Annotated in this window: 15 protein-coding genes; 9 read left to right on the top strand and 6 right to left on the bottom strand. The window is 71.5% G+C overall.

Annotated elements, in window-relative coordinates; translation table 11 throughout:
* Positions 1-137: 137 nt before the first annotated feature.
* On the top strand, positions 138-1,445 hold the full coding sequence (locus tag ACFWRO_RS10015) for an ABC transporter substrate-binding protein (RefSeq protein ID WP_384506971.1): 1,308 nt from the start codon (positions 138-140) through the stop codon (positions 1,443-1,445).
* Between the two features lie 30 nt (positions 1,446-1,475).
* Here ACFWRO_RS10015 and ACFWRO_RS10010 read toward each other — a convergent pair whose 3' ends face one another.
* Together ACFWRO_RS10010 and ACFWRO_RS10005 are read right to left on the bottom strand one after the other, a co-directional pair.
* On the bottom strand, positions 1,476-3,056 hold the full coding sequence (locus ACFWRO_RS10010; protein WP_384506968.1) for a hypothetical protein: 1,581 nt from the start codon (positions 3,054-3,056) through the stop codon (positions 1,476-1,478).
* A gap of 165 nt (positions 3,057-3,221) precedes the next feature.
* Positions 3,222-3,893: a DUF4097 family beta strand repeat-containing protein gene (locus ACFWRO_RS10005; protein WP_384506965.1), complete on the bottom strand. Its 672-nt coding sequence runs from the start codon at positions 3,891-3,893 to the stop codon at positions 3,222-3,224.
* Between the two features lie 239 nt (positions 3,894-4,132).
* Here ACFWRO_RS10005 and ACFWRO_RS10000 point away from each other — a divergent pair, with 239 nt between their 5' ends.
* Positions 4,133-4,867 (top strand): helix-turn-helix domain-containing protein, encoded by a 735-nt coding sequence (locus tag ACFWRO_RS10000; RefSeq protein ID WP_384506962.1) that lies wholly within the window; start codon positions 4,133-4,135, stop codon positions 4,865-4,867.
* A gap of 48 nt (positions 4,868-4,915) precedes the next feature.
* Here ACFWRO_RS10000 and ACFWRO_RS09995 read toward each other — a convergent pair whose 3' ends face one another.
* Positions 4,916-6,298, bottom strand: a complete 1,383-nt coding sequence (locus ACFWRO_RS09995) for a transcriptional regulator (protein WP_384506959.1) — start codon at positions 6,296-6,298, stop codon at positions 4,916-4,918.
* 279 nt (positions 6,299-6,577) lie between these two features.
* Here ACFWRO_RS09995 and ACFWRO_RS09990 point away from each other — a divergent pair, with 279 nt between their 5' ends.
* The 4 genes from ACFWRO_RS09990 to ACFWRO_RS09975 all read left to right on the top strand — a co-directional run bounded on the left by ACFWRO_RS09990 (position 6,578) and on the right by ACFWRO_RS09975 (position 10,565).
* Positions 6,578-7,255, top strand: a complete 678-nt coding sequence (locus tag ACFWRO_RS09990) for a bifunctional DNA primase/polymerase (protein ID WP_384506956.1) — start codon at positions 6,578-6,580, stop codon at positions 7,253-7,255.
* Positions 7,256-7,325: 70 nt separating this feature from the next.
* Positions 7,326-8,165, top strand: a complete 840-nt coding sequence (locus ACFWRO_RS09985) for an ABC transporter ATP-binding protein (RefSeq protein WP_384507195.1) — start codon at positions 7,326-7,328, stop codon at positions 8,163-8,165.
* Positions 8,162-9,787 (top strand): transporter, encoded by a 1,626-nt coding sequence (locus ACFWRO_RS09980; RefSeq protein ID WP_384506953.1) that lies wholly within the window; start codon positions 8,162-8,164, stop codon positions 9,785-9,787. Before ACFWRO_RS09985 ends, ACFWRO_RS09980 begins: the two co-directional genes overlap by 4 nt.
* A 334-nt stretch (positions 9,788-10,121) precedes the next feature.
* Positions 10,122-10,565 carry a subtilase-type protease inhibitor gene (locus ACFWRO_RS09975; protein WP_384506950.1) on the top strand — a complete coding sequence of 148 codons (444 nt, stop codon included), beginning with the start codon at positions 10,122-10,124 and terminating at the stop codon, positions 10,563-10,565.
* An 85-nt stretch (positions 10,566-10,650) separates the two neighbouring features.
* Here ACFWRO_RS09975 and ACFWRO_RS09970 read toward each other — a convergent pair whose 3' ends face one another.
* Positions 10,651-11,934 (bottom strand): FG-GAP-like repeat-containing protein, encoded by a 1,284-nt coding sequence (locus ACFWRO_RS09970; protein WP_384506947.1) that lies wholly within the window; start codon positions 11,932-11,934, stop codon positions 10,651-10,653.
* A gap of 401 nt (positions 11,935-12,335) precedes the next feature.
* Complete coding sequence (locus tag ACFWRO_RS09965; protein WP_384506944.1) at positions 12,336-12,746, bottom strand: hypothetical protein; 411 nt, start codon at positions 12,744-12,746, stop codon at positions 12,336-12,338.
* 82 nt (positions 12,747-12,828) lie between these two features.
* On the opposite strand from ACFWRO_RS09965, the gene ACFWRO_RS09960 reads away from it, so the two are divergent.
* The 3 genes from ACFWRO_RS09960 to ACFWRO_RS09950 all read left to right on the top strand — a co-directional run bounded on the left by ACFWRO_RS09960 (position 12,829) and on the right by ACFWRO_RS09950 (position 14,094).
* Positions 12,829-13,647, top strand: coding sequence for a helix-turn-helix domain-containing protein (locus ACFWRO_RS09960; protein WP_384506941.1), 819 nt, complete (start codon positions 12,829-12,831; stop codon positions 13,645-13,647).
* Positions 13,644-13,886: a DUF397 domain-containing protein gene (locus ACFWRO_RS09955; protein WP_384506938.1), complete on the top strand. Its 243-nt coding sequence runs from the start codon at positions 13,644-13,646 to the stop codon at positions 13,884-13,886. The genes ACFWRO_RS09960 and ACFWRO_RS09955 overlap by 4 nt, the downstream gene beginning before the upstream one ends.
* A gap of 67 nt (positions 13,887-13,953) precedes the next feature.
* Complete coding sequence (locus ACFWRO_RS09950) at positions 13,954-14,094, top strand: hypothetical protein (RefSeq protein ID WP_384506935.1); 141 nt, start codon at positions 13,954-13,956, stop codon at positions 14,092-14,094.
* An 81-nt stretch (positions 14,095-14,175) separates the two neighbouring features.
* Here the strand turns inward: ACFWRO_RS09950 and ACFWRO_RS09945 are convergent, their stop codons facing one another.
* Complete coding sequence (locus tag ACFWRO_RS09945; RefSeq protein ID WP_384506932.1) at positions 14,176-14,376, bottom strand: hypothetical protein; 201 nt, start codon at positions 14,374-14,376, stop codon at positions 14,176-14,178.
* Positions 14,377-14,453 lie beyond the last annotated feature (77 nt).

The following is a 14,453-nucleotide window of genomic DNA, read 5'->3' as shown; positions in this document are numbered from 1 at the left end:
ACCCTTCCGCGACGCTTCCGGCCCCCTCCCCGCACTCTCCCCACCAGGGCGTCAACCCCGGTAATTCACCCTCACGTCACCCCTCGTTGAACCACGCACACTTCTGCGTTACCCGTGAGGCGGAATTGTGAGCGCCCATGACCGGTAGGCGAATGACCTCACTCCTCGCATACGTCACGGCGACAGCGGCCGGTGCGTCATTGCTCACCGGCTGTGGCGTGATCCCTGGAACCACGGGGGGATCCAGGGAGCCCGTCACCGTCATGACGTGGGCCCCGGACGGCACGCGCGCCACCAACCAGCCGGGCATGCCCGCGATGGCCCAGGCCTTCGCGCGCTGGGTGAACGCCTCCGGCGGGATCGACGGCCACGAGCTCAAGATCCTCACCTGCAACGAGCAGAACACCTCGGCCGGCGCCGCCGCCTGCGCCCGTCGGGCCGTCAGCGAGAAGGTCGTCGCCGTCGTCGGCTCGTACAGCCAGAACGGCCGCGCCTTCATGGCGCCCCTGGAGGCGGCCGAGATCCCGTACATCGGCGGATACGGCGTCTCCGAGGACGAGTTCACCAGCCCGCTCTCCTACCCGGTGAACGGCGGCCTCGCCTCGCTCATGGCCGGTCACGGCATGCAGCTCGCCGAGGACTGCCGCAAGGTCTCCCTCGTCAGGCCCGACACCCTCGCCGGCGACAAGCTGCCCGATCTGCTCAACTCCGGGCTGCGCAAGAGCAGCCACGACGGCGCCACCGACATCCCGGCCGTCGAGGACGCCGCCGAGTACACCGCGCAGGCCAAGCGGGCCCGCTCGAAGGCCGGCAGCGAGGACGGCTGCGTCGCCGCCGTCCTCGGCGAGCGCACCCAGACCTTCTTCGACTCCTTCCGCCGCCTCCCCGCGCAGGAGGAGGACGACAGCCGGAACGGCCAGGACGGTCAGGACGGCGAGGACGGCAACGGCGCGGAAAGCGTACGGATCTCCTCCGTGCTCGGCAGCGTCAGCCAGCCCGTCGTCGACCGCACGGGCGGCGCGCACAGCCCCTTCGAGGGCGCGTACGTCACCGGCTGGTACCCGGAGGCGAACGACGAGCGCTGGGCGCCGATGCGCAAGGTCATCAAGGAGCACGCGTTCGTCGACAACCGCGTCGACCCGACCGACGCGGGCGTCCAGACGACCTGGATCGCGTACACCGTCCTGAAGAAGGTGATCGAGTCGCTCGACACCGACTCGATCTCGGCGGGCGCCGTCGCGCACGCCCTTGACCGCGGGGTGCGGATCGACACCGGCGGCCTCACCCCGACGCTGCGCTGGCGCTACGAGGACATGCTCGGCGCCCCCCGCTTCCCCCGGATCGTCAACCACGAGGTGACGTTCCAGGTGGTCCGCAAGGGGCAGCTCGTGGCGCAGAAGCCGGGCTTCGTCGACGTCGGCGACACCGTCCTCGGCGCTCCGTAGCCGTTCGGAGCGCCGAGCCCGGCCCCCGCCCTACAGCTGGGTGGGGGTCCGCTTGGACAGGCCGTACTTCTCGGCGGTCGGGTTCCACAGCGACGCCGCCTTGCGCTTGGCGATCGTGGCGTCGGAGCTCTTCTTGCCGGCCTCGACGGTGTGCGAGGTGCCCCTGGCCTTGCCGCCCTTGCAGAGCTTCTTGTTGCCCTTGACCTGGTCCGCCCAGGCCGCGTAGTGGTCGTCGGCGGACGCCGACGCCTGCCACGCGTCGGTGAGGGCGCTGTTCAGGGCGGCGTTGCTGGGGAGCTTGTCGACGGTCAGGCCCTGCAGCCGGGTCACCAGGGCGCGCCGCTGTCCGGCGGCGCCGCGCAGGTCGATGGCGGCCTGGTCGAGGTTCTTGCACTGCTTGATGGCCTCGACCGAGCGGATCACCGCGTCACGGCTGTTGTTGCTGTCCGCGAGCAGCTTGTCGAGGGCCTGCGCCTGCGGCTCGGCGGGGTCGGCCGGCTGCCCGCTCGGCGCGGTCGACGGGGCGCCGGAGCTCGCGGCCACGTTCTGGCCGGGGCCCTTGTCCTTCTCCTCGTCCCCGCCGCTGAGCAGCGCGCCGGCGCCGAGGCCGACGACCGCGCAGCCGACGACGACGGCGGCGATCAGCGCGAGGGGCGACCTGCGGCGCGGCTCGGGCTCGTCGTCGTAGTCGTCCTGGTACGCGCCCTGGAAGGCGGGCGGCACGGGCGGCTGCTGCTGGAACTGCTGCTGCGGGGGCTGCGGGGCGGGCGGGCTGTACGGCGCCTGCTGGAACTGCCGCTGCGGCGCCTGATGCTGCGGCTGGTGCTGCTGCGGCTGCGGCATGTGCTGCGTGGCGTCGCTGCGGAAGAGGTTGTCGAACTCGGCGGGCGGCTGCCGCTCGCCGGGCGCCTGCGCCGGTACGGGAGCGATGTACTGGGTCGCGTCCGAGGCCCCGGCGGGCTGCTGCGGCCGGCCGAGGGGGCCGGTGCCGAGGAACTGCGTGTCCTGGCCGGCGCCCTGGGCGGGGCCCTGCGCGGCGACGGGCGGGATGTGCTGGGTCGCCTGCATGTCGGCGAGGGAGGGCGCGGGGGCGGCCGGCGGGTAGCCGTAGCCGGGCTGGACCGGCGGCTGGGCGGGCGCGGGGTAGCCGTAGCCGTAGCCGCCGGGCGGCGGGGTGTCGGTGGGAGCGGGGTAGCCGTAGCCGGCGGGCGACGGGGTGTCGGCGGGTATCCGCCCGTGCGCCCCGGGCATCGCACCCGGCATCGAACCCGTCGCACCAGGCATCGCGCCGGGCATCTGGCCGGGGCCCGCGCCCTGCGGCGGGATCGGCGCGATGTACTGCGTCGCCTGCATGTCCGAGGCACCGCCCGGCACGGCCTCCGGCGGGAGCGGCATGGCCGGGGGCAGCGGCTGCGCGGACTGCTGGTGGTGCGGGGGCTGCTGCCCCTGCGGTGCCCCACCGGGGCCCCAGGCGCCGCCCCACGGCGTGCCACCGGCCGGGCCTACGCCCTGGCCGGTCTCCACGCCGCCCTCCGCGGGCAGCACGACACCTTCGTGCGTGGGCCGTACCGCCGGATACTGCGGCTCCGGCCCCTGTCCGCTCTGCGTCACCGGGACTCCTACTGATGGACCTACGGAATCGTCGGCTCACGCTACCGGGTGCGTCCAGGGCGGCGCACACACGTGTGAGACCGGTAACAGACCCACAACGGACCCGTACCGGTCTCACCGTCAACTCCCGTACCTCAGGCCCCTGATCGCCCCCGTTCGTAGCGCTCAGAGGCTGCGGGCGGTGATGTCGCCCTGGATGGTGGTCGCCTTGATGTTCAGCTCGGCGGCGGCACCGGCGGAGTTCGTGAGGGAGTTGTGAACGCGGCCCAGAGTGGTGCCGGCGTCGAGGGTCGCGGAGACCCCGCGCGCCGCGTCGACCGACAGGTCGCCGGACTGGGTGGACAGGACGACCGCGCCCCGCGTGGCCTCGGCGATCCGGATGTCACCCTGCAGGGTGCTGATGTCGGCCGGGCCGCCCAGGCGGCCGACGGTGACGTCACCGCCGAGCGCGGTGAGGCGGACGCTCGCGGCCTCGTCGATCTTGACCGCGCCGTGCGCGCCGTCGAAGGCGACGTCCCCGAGCCGCCCGACGCCCCGGAGCTCGGCGGCGGCCGCCTTGCCCTCGACGTGGGAGCCGGCGGGCACCTGGAGGGTGACCTCGACGGAGCCGACGTTGCCGAGGAGCCCGTTCTTCGCGGGCGGGGTCGTGATCCGCAGGACGCCGTCGTCGTAGCTGACGGTGGTCTGCTCGGCCGTCTTCACGTCGCGGCTCTTCGAGGCGTTCGCGGGCCGGACCTCGACGGTGGCGTCGGCCCGGTCGGCGGCGATGACCTGGACGCGACCGGCGGCGATGTCGAGAACGGCGGCGATCGGGGCGGTGGTGGCGAACTTCTGCATGGTTCTCTCCTAGGTCCTGCGTTCTGCGCTCCGTGTTTCTGACAAGAGAAACGCTACGTTGTGTTCACTGATCACGCAACAAGCTCGTTGCACCCAATGGGCATCATTGCAGGTAGAGCCCTATATTTCATTGCAACGACCTAGGCAATAATGCAACGCGCACCCCACTGTGCGTTGCATTGGGCGAGGGGTGAACGCTATGCTGACGCCAGCAGTGGAAGCAGCGAAGGGAGATCGCGGTGCCGGGAGGCAGACTCACCCAGCAGGAACGCCAGCAGATCGCGCTCGGCCTGGCCGACGGCCTCGCCTACGCGGAGATCGCCAGGCGCCTGGACCGTCCGACCTCCACGGTCACCCGCGAGGTGATGCGCAACGGCGGCCCCACCGCCTACCGCGCCGACCTGGCCCACCGCGCCACCGAGCACCGCGCCCACCGGCGCAGGCCGGCCACGCCCAAGGGCGCGGAGGCGCCCCCGCAGCCCTACGGCCGCGACGCCGAGGCGGTGCGCGCGTACGAGGAGCAGTTCACCACCCTCCTCATGCGGCAGGGCCTGCCCAAGATGACGTCCGCGGTGCTGACCTGTCTCTTCACCACCGACTCGGGCAGCCTCACGGCGGCCGAACTCGTCCAGCGCCTCCAGGTCAGCCCGGCGTCCATCTCCAAGGCCGTCACCTTCCTGGAGGGCCAGGGCCTCGTCCGCCGGGAGCGCGACGAACGCCGCCGCGAGCGCTACATCGCCGACTCCGACGTCTGGTACCAGTCGATGGTCGCCTCCGCCCGGGCCAACATCGAGTTCGCCGCGACCGCGCGGGAGGGCGTCCGCGTCCTCGGCGCCGACACCCCGGCCGCCGCCCGCCTGGAGAACATCGCCCGCTTCGTCGACTTCGTCGCCGAGAGCATCACCCGCGCCGCCGAACAGGCCCGCGACGTCCTCCACACGAAGACCGATCCCCCAGCCGACCCGACGCCGTAACCGGCCCGGCTCCCGCTGCGGCTGTCGCGGGAGCCGTCACGCCTGCCGTCACGCCGCGTGCAACGCGAGCCGCGCCCCGAACTCCCGTACCACCGGCTCCCCCGCGAACGGGTCCAGACGGTCCTTCAGGTCGTCCAGATACTCCGCCCCCCGCGAGGACCGCAGCGTCGCGAGGAGTTCGAGGGCGCGCGTGCCCGTGTGGCAGGCCTGCTCCACCTCGCGCCGCTGCACCTGCGCCGAGGCCAGCAGCACCAGGCCGATCGCCCGCCGCCTGGCCCGCGTCTTCGGGTGGCCGTCCAGGGACTCCTCGGCCGCCCGCGCCGCCGCCTCCGCCTGCCCCAGGTCCCGGTGGCAGTGGGCCAGTTCGTCGGCGAGGTACGCGTGGTCGAAGTGCGCGATCCACGACGGGTCGTCGCCCGACTCCGGATCCGCCCGCTCAAGTGCCGCTACGGCACGGCCCGCGACCACCTCGAAGGAGTGGGCGTCCCCGAGGAGCGCGTGCCCCCGGGCCTCCGCCGCGAAGAACATCGCCTCCGCCCTCGGCGTCACCCGCCCCCGCGCGCCCTCCTGCGCCGCCCGCGCCAACTGCGCGATCTCCCGCGGGTTGCCGAGCTCGGCGGCCAGGTGACTCATCGACGCGGCCAGCACATAGCCGCCGTACGCCCGGTCGCCCGCGGCCTGCGCGAGCCGCAGCGCCTGGATGTAGTACCGCTGGGCGAGCCCCGGCTGCCCGGTGTCCACCGCCATGTACCCGGCCAGCTCCGTGAGCCGCGCGACCGCCGCGAACAGCTGCCGGCCGACCACCTCACGGTACGAACCCGAAAGCAGCCCCGCCACCACGCTGTTCAGGTAGTGCACGACCACCGGCCGCACGTGCCCGCTGCCGAACCGCCGGTCCAGGTCGACCAGGGCCGCCGTCATCGCCCGGACCGCCTCCACGTCCGAGACCCCGACCCGCGCCCCGGCCGACCGCGCCACGTTCGCGTCCGCGCCCGTGATCAGCCAGTCCCGGCTCGGCTCCACGAGCGCGGAGGCCGCGACCGTGGACCCGGAGAGGAAGTCCCGGCGGCCCACGTCGCTCCGCCACAACTCGCAGACCTGCTCGATCGCGCCGAGCACCGTCGGCGCGAACTGCAGCCCCACACCGGCCGCCAGGTTCTTGCCGTTCGCCATCCCGATCTCGTCGATCGTGACCGTCCGGCCGAGCTTGCGGCCCAGCGCCTCCGCGATGATCCCCGGTGCCCGCCCGCGCGGCTGCTGCCCGCGCAGCCAGCGCGCCACCGACGTCTTGTCGTACCGCAGATCGAGACCGCGCTCGGACCCGACCATGTTCACCCTGCGGGCGAGGCCCGCGTTGGAACACGCGGCCTCCTGAATGAGCGCCTGCAGCCGTTCGTTCGGCTGACGGGCGACAAGTGGCCTGGCTGACATGACTACCCCCTGAGGCCGTGAGTGATCGAAGAGAACTGATCACTGCCCGGCGGATATCCGGTCAATGCCGATGTGAACACGCGAAACCGGACGCATCGGCCACGGACCCGGGCACGGGGCACGGCCGACACCCCCCACCTCTGGCTACCCCACCACCGCTCCCCGGCCCCACGCGCGCCCCCGTCCGTGCACCTATGCGCCCCGTCGTGCAGGATCGATGCTCCACACCGCGCGGCACACCGCCCGTAACCCCAGGTGACGGCGGGAGTTGAGTTCACCGTGGAAGAGACCATCGGAGTCACGGAAGCCGCACAGATCCCCAAGCAGCGAGGCGAGCAGCTGCTGGACAGCGCCGTGCGGTATGCGGAAGAGCGGCACTGGGACGTGTTCCCGGGGACCTGGCTGGAGGCGGTCGAGGGCCGGGAGCGGTGCTCCTGCGGCGCGGAGGAGTGCGTCACGCCCGGCGCGCACGCGGCCAGGCCCGACTGGTCGACCCAGGCGACCGGCAGCGCGGTCGGGGCGCGGCGCATGTGGTCGAAGCAGCCCAAGTCGTCGATCCTGCTGCCGACCGGCCGTACCTTCGACGCGATCGAGGTGCCGGAGTCGGCGGGCTTCCTGGCGCTCGCGCGGATGGAGCGCATGGAGCTCACGCTCGGCCCGGTGACCTGTACGCCGGACCGCCGGATGTTCTTCTTCGTCCTGCCGGGAGCCGCGACCAAGGTCCCCGATCTCGTACGGAAGCTGGGCTGGGCCCCGGCCTCGATCGACCTGACCACGCGCGGCGAGGGCTTCTACGTGGCGGCGCCGCCCACCCGGGTCGGCGGGCACGGCGCGGTGCAGTGGGCGCGGCGGCCCACCGCGGCGAACCGCTGGCTGCCGGACGCCGAGGAGCTCATCAGCGCCCTCGCGTACGCCTGCGGACGGGAAGCCGCGGCGGCACGGGCCCGACACGCCTGACATACGGCCCTTAGGGTGTGCCTTTAGGTTTTTTGGGGTACACCCTATGGGTTGATGGACACGCCCTCACCTGGAATCTCCCGTATTTTCAAAAGCGGGGGGCACCGCCCCCGGGGGACCGGGAGCGGTGCCCGCCGTTCGCGTCGAGGGGCTGTGGAAGCGCTTCGGGCAGCAGATCGCCGTGAACGGCATCGATCTCGTGCTGCCCGCGGGCCGGTTCATCGGGCTCGTCGGGCCCAACGGCGCCGGCAAGACCACCACCCTCTCCATGATCACCGGGCTGCTCCGGCCGGACGCGGGGCGCGTCCTCGTCGCCGGGCACGACGTGTGGCGCGACCCGGATTCGGTCGCCGAGGTCAAGGCCCGGATCGGGGTCCTGCCCGAGGGGCTGCGGCTCTTCGAGCGGCTCTCGGGCCGTGAACTCCTCGCGTACACCGGGCGGCTGCGGGGGCTGCCCGGTGCCGAGGTCGACAAGCGGGCCGCGCAGCTGCTCGACGTACTGGACCTGGCGGGCTCGCAGAACAAGCTGGTCGTGGACTACTCGACCGGTATGCGCAAGAAGATCGGCCTGGCCGCCGCGCTGCTGCACAACCCGGAAGTCCTCTTCCTGGACGAGCCGTTCGAGGGCGTCGACCCGGTGTCCGCGCAGACGATCCGGGGCGTCCTCGAGCGGTACACCGGCTCGGGCGCGACGGTCGTCTTCTCCAGCCACGTCATGGAGCTGGTGGAGTCGCTGTGCGACTGGGTCGCGGTGATGGCCGCGGGCCAGATCCGCGCGCAGGGCCCGCTCGCGGACGTACGGGGCGACGCGCCGTCGCTGCAGGCCGCGTTCCTCGAGCTGGTGGGCGCGAACGGCCGGGACGCGGCCGGGGACTCCCTGGACTGGCTCGGCGGGGGTACGGCCCGATGACCACGGCCACCACTCCTGTCTCGACGCCGGAGTCGCTGACCTCGGTCTTCGTACGGCTCAAGCTGTCGCTGCTGCGCAACGGGCTGCGGCAGTCGGGCACTCGGACCGCCGTCTACGTGACGTCGATCGTCATCTCCGTGCTCTTCGGCGGGCTGATGATGCTCGGGTTCGTCACGCTGCGGGGCAACGCGGACGCCGGCTCGGTCGCCATCCTGCTGACCGGGTTCCTCGCCCTGTCGTGGGCCGTCATGCCGCTGTTCGTACCCGGCGGCGACGAGACGCTCGACCCGTCGCGGCTCGTGATGCTGCCGCTGCGCCCCCGTCCGCTGGTGCGGGCGCTGCTCGTGGCCTCGCTGGTGGGCAGCGGCCCGACGTTCACCCTGATCGTCGCCGTGGGCACGGCCATCGCGGTCGCGCGGGGCGCCGCGGGTGTCGTGGTGTCGGTCCTCGCCGTGCCGCTGGTGATCCTGGTGTGCGTGGCGCTGTCGCGGGCCGTCGCCGCCGCCAACGTACGGCTGCTGTCCTCGCGCAAGGGGCGTGACCTGGCGGTCCTGAGCGGTCTGGTGATCGCCGTCGGGATCCAGGTGGTCAACTTCGGCGCGCAGCGGCTGAGCCGCGCCGGGAGCCTGGAGGCGCTCGAACCGGCGGGGAACATCGTGGGCTGGCTGCCGCCGGCCTCGGCGGTCGCGGCGATCGACTCGGCGAGCGAGGGCGACTACGCGCTCGCGGCCGCCCAGTTGCTGCTGACGGTCGCCGCCCTGGGGGCGCTGCTGTACTGGTGGCAGCGGAGCCTGGTGCGGCTGATGACGGAGCCGGACGGCTCGACGATCGGCGCGGCCCCGGACTCGGCCGACAGCGGCTGGGAGACCACGGGACGGCTGGGGCGGCTGCTGCCGGGCGGGCGTACGGGAACGGTGATGGAGCGCAGCCTGCGCTACATCTGGCGCGACCCGAAGACGAAGGCCGCGTGGACCACCTCGCTCGTGCTCGGCGCGATCGTCCCGATGTTCAACGCCCTCCAGGGCGCGGGCTCGGTCTACTGGGCCTGCTTCGCCTCGGGGATGCTCGGCATGCTGATGTACAACCAGTTCGGGCAGGACACCTCGGCGTTCTGGATGGTCGCGCAGACGATCTCCACCCCGGCGGACGCGTACGCCGAACTACGCGCGCGTGCCCTGACGCTGCTGGTGATCACCCTTCCGTTCACGGTCCTGGTGACGGCGGGCACGGCGATGGTGTCCGGCGCCTGGTCGGCGCTGCCGCCCGCGCTGGGCGTGGCGTTCGCGCTGCTCGGCGCGATGCTGGGGGTCGGGGCGGTGTCCTCGGCGCTCTTCCCGTACTCGATCCCACAGGACAGCCCGTACAAGAACGTGGCGCCGGGACAGGGCGGCCTGGCGTGGATCTCGATCTTCGGCGGCATGCTCGGGGCGGGGGTGCTGTGCGCGCCGGTGATCGGGGCGGCGATCTACCTCAACGTCGAGGACGAGACGTCCCTGCTGTGGACCCTGCTGCCGCTCGGCACGCTGTACGGCGCGCTGCTCCTGTGGGGCGGCCTGAAGCTGGCGGCGCCGCGGGCGGCGCGACGGCTGCCGGAGATTCTGGCGGCGGTCAGTAAGGGCTAGGTCGGTAAGGGGTAGGTCGGCAAAGGGTAGTCGCTTGGCTCGTGCCGGAAGCCCGTGCCGGTGCCCGTGCAGGTGCACGGGCACGGGCTTCCGGACGAACCGCCGCCTCCGGATGCCGTGCAGATTCGAACCAATTCTTTATCTTCGCAGGCCAGTTGGTCGTTCGACCTTGGACCAGCTGCGATCGGAGCGCTCTCAGCGAGGGTCGCACCCCTTCCCAACAGGCCGAACGTTCGGTCGTGACCGGAAAGCGGCGGAGGATGTGCGATCACCCTCCGCATCGGCAAGACTCCGGGGCGCAATCAAGCAGCACCCGCCCCGAAAGGACACCCCAATGCGTCCCCTGCTCCGTGACACCGCCCTCACCACCGCGTTCGCCACCGGCCTCGCGCTGATCGGCGTCGCCGCGACGCCGGTCGTCGCGCAGGCCGAGCCGACGCGGCTGTACCCGCCGTCGGCGCTCGTGCTCTCCGTGGCGAAGGGCGAGGACATGACGACGGCGACGGTCGAGCGCGCGGTGACCCTGAGCTGCGCCCCCACGGCCACGGGCACGCACCCGGCGCCGAAGGAGGCCTGCGAGGAGCTGGACGCCGTGGACGGGGACTTCGGCCAGCTGACCAGGGCGAACGCCGCCGCCCCCTGTACCCGCATCTGGGACCCGGTCACCGTCACCGGCGAGGGCATCTGGAAGGGCAAGCGCGTGACGTGGTCGGCGACGTACGGCAACCGGTGCGAGATGAACGTGGGCATGTGGAAGAACTCGGTCTTCGCGTTCTGACACACGTGTCGCGCGCGTCACGCGCGCGTCATCGGTGCCGGTGAGGGGGCAGCCCCCTCACCGGCACCTCCGCTTTTCGCGGCGGCTAGAAGACGGCGCTCATGTCGTTCCAGTTGTAGTCGGAGTCGTCGCCGTAGCCCTTCTCCAGGCCTCCTGTGCCCTTGCCCGCGTACACCATCATGCAGCCCGCTCCGGAGCAGGAGTTGCCGGTGAGGGACGTGGAGGCCGTGCCGTTGGTGATGGTGATCAGGTCGTTGCGACCGTCCCCCTGGGCGGTGTCCCCGACGCCGACGAGCGTGGCCATGGTGTTCCAGCCGCCCCCGATGAGCACGCGCGAGCCCACGGCGCCGGTCTTGCCCGGGTAGCGCCACAGCTTGCCGGTGGACGCCTCGCGGGCGAGCAGGTCGGGCCTGCCGTCGCCGTCCAGGTCACCGGGGCCGACGAGGGCGCTCATGCCGTTCCAGCCGCCGGAACCGACGAGCTTGCGGGCGCCGAGGGCACCGGACGCGGTGCCCGGGTAGAGCCACAGCTTCCCCGTGGACTTCTCGACGGCGAGCAGGTCCGACCGGCCGTCGCCGGACAGGTCCCCGAAGGCGGTGATCTGGGACATGGAGTTCCAGCCACCGGAGCCGATCAGCTTGCGGCTCCCGAGGGCGCCCTTGCCGGTGCCGGGGTACAGCCACAGCTTCCCCGTCGCCGCCTCGCGGGCGATCACGTCCTCCTTGCCGTCGCCCGAGAAGTCGCCGTGCCGGCTCAGCGCGTTCATCGCGTTCCAGCCGCCGGAACCGACCAGCTTCCCCGTCCCGTCACCCGGGAGGAACCAGAGGCGGCCGACCTTGTCACGGACCAGGAGGTCGGCCCGGTAATCGGCGTCCAGGTTGGCGAAGGAGGAGCGGGACGGGGACTCGAAGGAGGTGGACCACGAGGGGTAGGCGGGTCCCGAGCACTCCCGGTAAGTGGGAACGAACTTCAGCGAACTCATCGAAGGCACCGAGTAGCCCCATTCGGTGCCGCCCGGGTCCGGCTCCGTGACACCGACGCTCCAGTACGAGGTCCCGTAGTGGGCCTCGTCGTATTCGCACACGTACTGATTGGTGCGGTTGGACTGCGCCCTGACCTTGTTGTCCCAGGCCCCGAGTGTCGGCATGCTCTTCGTCAGCTTGAGCATCTCGCCGGTGGCGTGATCGGTCTTCCAGACGCAGAGGTAGCCCTTCGGGCAGTCCTCGGGCTTGGCCTGGGCGGGCGTGGCCGCTGGGCCGAGGGTCGTGAAAACGGCGAGCGCGGCGAGGCCGAGCGCGGCGGGTCGGGTGACCTTGGCGGCTGGGCGCCGCCGCCGGGACAGCCCCGACAGCCGGGACAGCGAGAACATGTACGAGTACCCCTCCGAAGTACGGCGTGGAGCCGAGCCCTCAGGACTCCCCCAACTCGAACGCCGTGGCAGGGACCGTACAGGGCACCACCGTCACTCCACCGCGCGGGTGACCCTCACGAACCGGTCCTCGTCCGTGGACCGAAACCGCGTCGTTCACGGCCCCGCTCGGACACGATCCCCCGCATGTCGGGGGACGTGCGCGAGGCGACCGAGCACAGGGACCGGGTCCTGGTCCGGAAGTGGACGGAGCCGCACGAGGAGGCCGTCCTGCGGGACACCCCGATCGCGGTCCTCCAGCAGGTCAGGTTCTGGGGCGGCATCGCGGTCGCCGTCGCGGGCGTCGAGCTGTGGCGGCTGCGCGGCCCACGGCATGCGCTTCCGCCGATTGACCCGCCCGGTCACTTCACCGCCCGCGTGACCATGAGGTGCAGAAGCCCCGGCTCCACGAACGGGTCCTCCTCGGTGGGCCGGGACCGCCAGTCCAGCGGCCAGGTCACCCCGTCGAGCGCCGGAACCCCGACGAACGCCTCACTCCGCCCACTCCGACTCAGCGCCCGCGCCGGTGCCGGCCAGGCGTGGGCCGCGACGGTCTGCGGGGGCAGCAGAAAGTACAGGTTCCGCTCACCGGTGGCCTCCCGCACGATCGGCCCGGCACGGAAATCGGTGAACTCCATGAGCCGGTACGCGACGTCCTCCCCGAGGAACCCGCCGATACGGACGGCGTCGAAGTGCACGCCCGCGTGACGGAGGGCGTGACCGGTTGGGGGGACCCAAGGGGGCACCCTGTCAAGTGACTTGCGCGAATTCATGACACCAGCTTTCCGGCGTCGCTCTACTGTGACCAGGGCCACAGGCGCTTTGTGCCGGGCTGTGCGTTCGGGGAGGTCGTACGTGAACAAAGGAAACAAGGGGAGCCCTGGGGCCGCGAAGGCCTTCGGAAGGCTGCTGCGCTTCTACCGGGAGCGAGCGAAGGTCTCGCAGGAGGCGCTGGGCAAGGCGACCGGATATTCCAAGTCCCAGGTGGCCATGATCGAGCGTGGCGAGCGCAGGGCGAAGGGGAACTTCGTCGCCATCGCCGACGAGATGCTCGGTGCACAAGGTGCACTGCTGGAGTTGGCCGAGGAGGTTCCGCTCAGCGCGGTGGCCGCCTGGTTCGAGGACTACCTGGAGAAGGAGGCGAAGGCCGCCGGGATCCACGTTTATATGAACCAGCTGATCCCCGGGCTGCTCCAGACCCCGGACTACGCGCGAGCGGTCTTCAACTGCGCCAACCCGCCCTGGGAGGACGACGAGCGAGAGACCATGATCGAGACGCGCATGGCGAGACACGCCGTCTTCCGCCGCAGGCCGTTCACCCTGATCAGGTTCGTCCTGGAGAAGATCGCGCTCACGCGCCCCATCGGCGGACCGCAGATCCTCAAGGACAACCTAATCCACATCCTCGACATGGCCCGTCTTCGCAACGTGGAGATCCAGGTCATGCCGGAAGACCGGGAAACCCACGCCGGGCTGGATGGCCCGTTCACGCTGCTGGAGACGGAAGGCCGCAAGGAGCAACTCGTCTATGTCGAGGGCCAGAGCGGGAGGTACTTTCTCACTGAGCAGCCCGAGTTGGGTGACGCCTTCGCTCGGTTCGGCACCTTGCGGGCCCAGGCACTCACCCCGGAAGAGTCGGCAGACTTCATCGAACAGGTGGCACGGAAGCTATGAGCAACGAACTCAACTGGTTCAAGAGCAGCTACAGCAGCCCCCAGGGCGGCGACTGCGTCGAGGTTGCCGTCGCCTGGGCGAAGTCCTCCTACAGCCTTCCCGAGGGCGGCGACTGCGTCGAGGTCGCAACCTGCCCCCACACCGTCCACGTCCGGGACTCCAAGGACACCGCCATCCCCTCCCTCACCGTCTCCCCCGCCGCCTGGACCCGCTTCGTTTCGGGCAGCGCCTGGCTGTAACTCGTCTGCCCTCGACGTGAGTTGGGACCTATCTTGGGCCGACACTTCGATTCGAGGAGGGGGCACCATGACCGCATTCCGCAAGTCGCTCGCCGTTCTGGCCATGACCGCGGTGATCTCGTTGGGCTTCGCCGGAACCAGCCACGCGGACATCAGCTGCGACTGGGTGTGGGACGGCGCGGGCGCCTGGTACTGCCAGCAGGCCTAGCGGGCTGTCTCGCACGCCGGTGCCGCGGCGGCCGCGAAGGCACGCCGCGGCACCGGTCGACGATGGGAGCTCGGGCCTAGCTCAGGTAGAAGACGTCGAACTTCCTTCGGGCCGGGGGGCGATGCTCGCCTCGCCCGGGCCCTGGGGCGGGTTGATGTTGAGGAAGTGCGCTGCGAGCTCCGCGTTCGGCTGGACGCTGACGCGCCAGATCCTCGTCCCAGCGTCGCCCTCCTTCGCCAACGACTTCTTGAGCTCCGCGTCAGCCGCGCTGATCTGGGTCATGGCCTGCTCCTCCGCGTGGTGGCCGAGAGCGCCGCCCCGACCGGCGGCAGCTGGAAGCTCGCACCGGAATCGGCCGA

Origin of the sequence: Streptomyces sp. NPDC058579 (assembly GCF_042718575.1) — a bacterium.
GTDB lineage: Bacteria > Actinomycetota > Actinomycetes > Streptomycetales > Streptomycetaceae > Streptomyces.
This window is presented reverse-complemented; position numbering and strand designations above follow the sequence as displayed.

What these genes read in the sequence shown, in the direction of transcription:
- ACFWRO_RS10015 (WP_384506971.1), top strand. Translation starts at nt 138, where the DNA reads ATGACCGGTAGGCGAATGACCTCACTCCTCGCATACGTCACGGCGACA.
- ACFWRO_RS10005 (WP_384506965.1), bottom strand. Translation starts at nt 3,893, where the DNA reads ATGCAGAAGTTCGCCACCACCGCCCCGATCGCCGCCGTTCTCGACATC.
- ACFWRO_RS09995 (WP_384506959.1), bottom strand. Translation starts at nt 6,298, where the DNA reads ATGTCAGCCAGGCCACTTGTCGCCCGTCAGCCGAACGAACGGCTGCAG.
- ACFWRO_RS09980 (WP_384506953.1), top strand. Translation starts at nt 8,162, where the DNA reads ATGACCACGGCCACCACTCCTGTCTCGACGCCGGAGTCGCTGACCTCG.
- ACFWRO_RS09975 (WP_384506950.1), top strand. Translation starts at nt 10,122, where the DNA reads ATGCGTCCCCTGCTCCGTGACACCGCCCTCACCACCGCGTTCGCCACC.
- ACFWRO_RS09970 (WP_384506947.1), bottom strand. Translation starts at nt 11,934, where the DNA reads ATGTTCTCGCTGTCCCGGCTGTCGGGGCTGTCCCGGCGGCGGCGCCCA.
- ACFWRO_RS09965 (WP_384506944.1), bottom strand. Translation starts at nt 12,746, where the DNA reads ATGAATTCGCGCAAGTCACTTGACAGGGTGCCCCCTTGGGTCCCCCCA.
- ACFWRO_RS09955 (WP_384506938.1), top strand. Translation starts at nt 13,644, where the DNA reads ATGAGCAACGAACTCAACTGGTTCAAGAGCAGCTACAGCAGCCCCCAG.
- ACFWRO_RS09950 (WP_384506935.1), top strand. Translation starts at nt 13,954, where the DNA reads ATGACCGCATTCCGCAAGTCGCTCGCCGTTCTGGCCATGACCGCGGTG.
- ACFWRO_RS09945 (WP_384506932.1), bottom strand. Translation starts at nt 14,376, where the DNA reads ATGACCCAGATCAGCGCGGCTGACGCGGAGCTCAAGAAGTCGTTGGCG.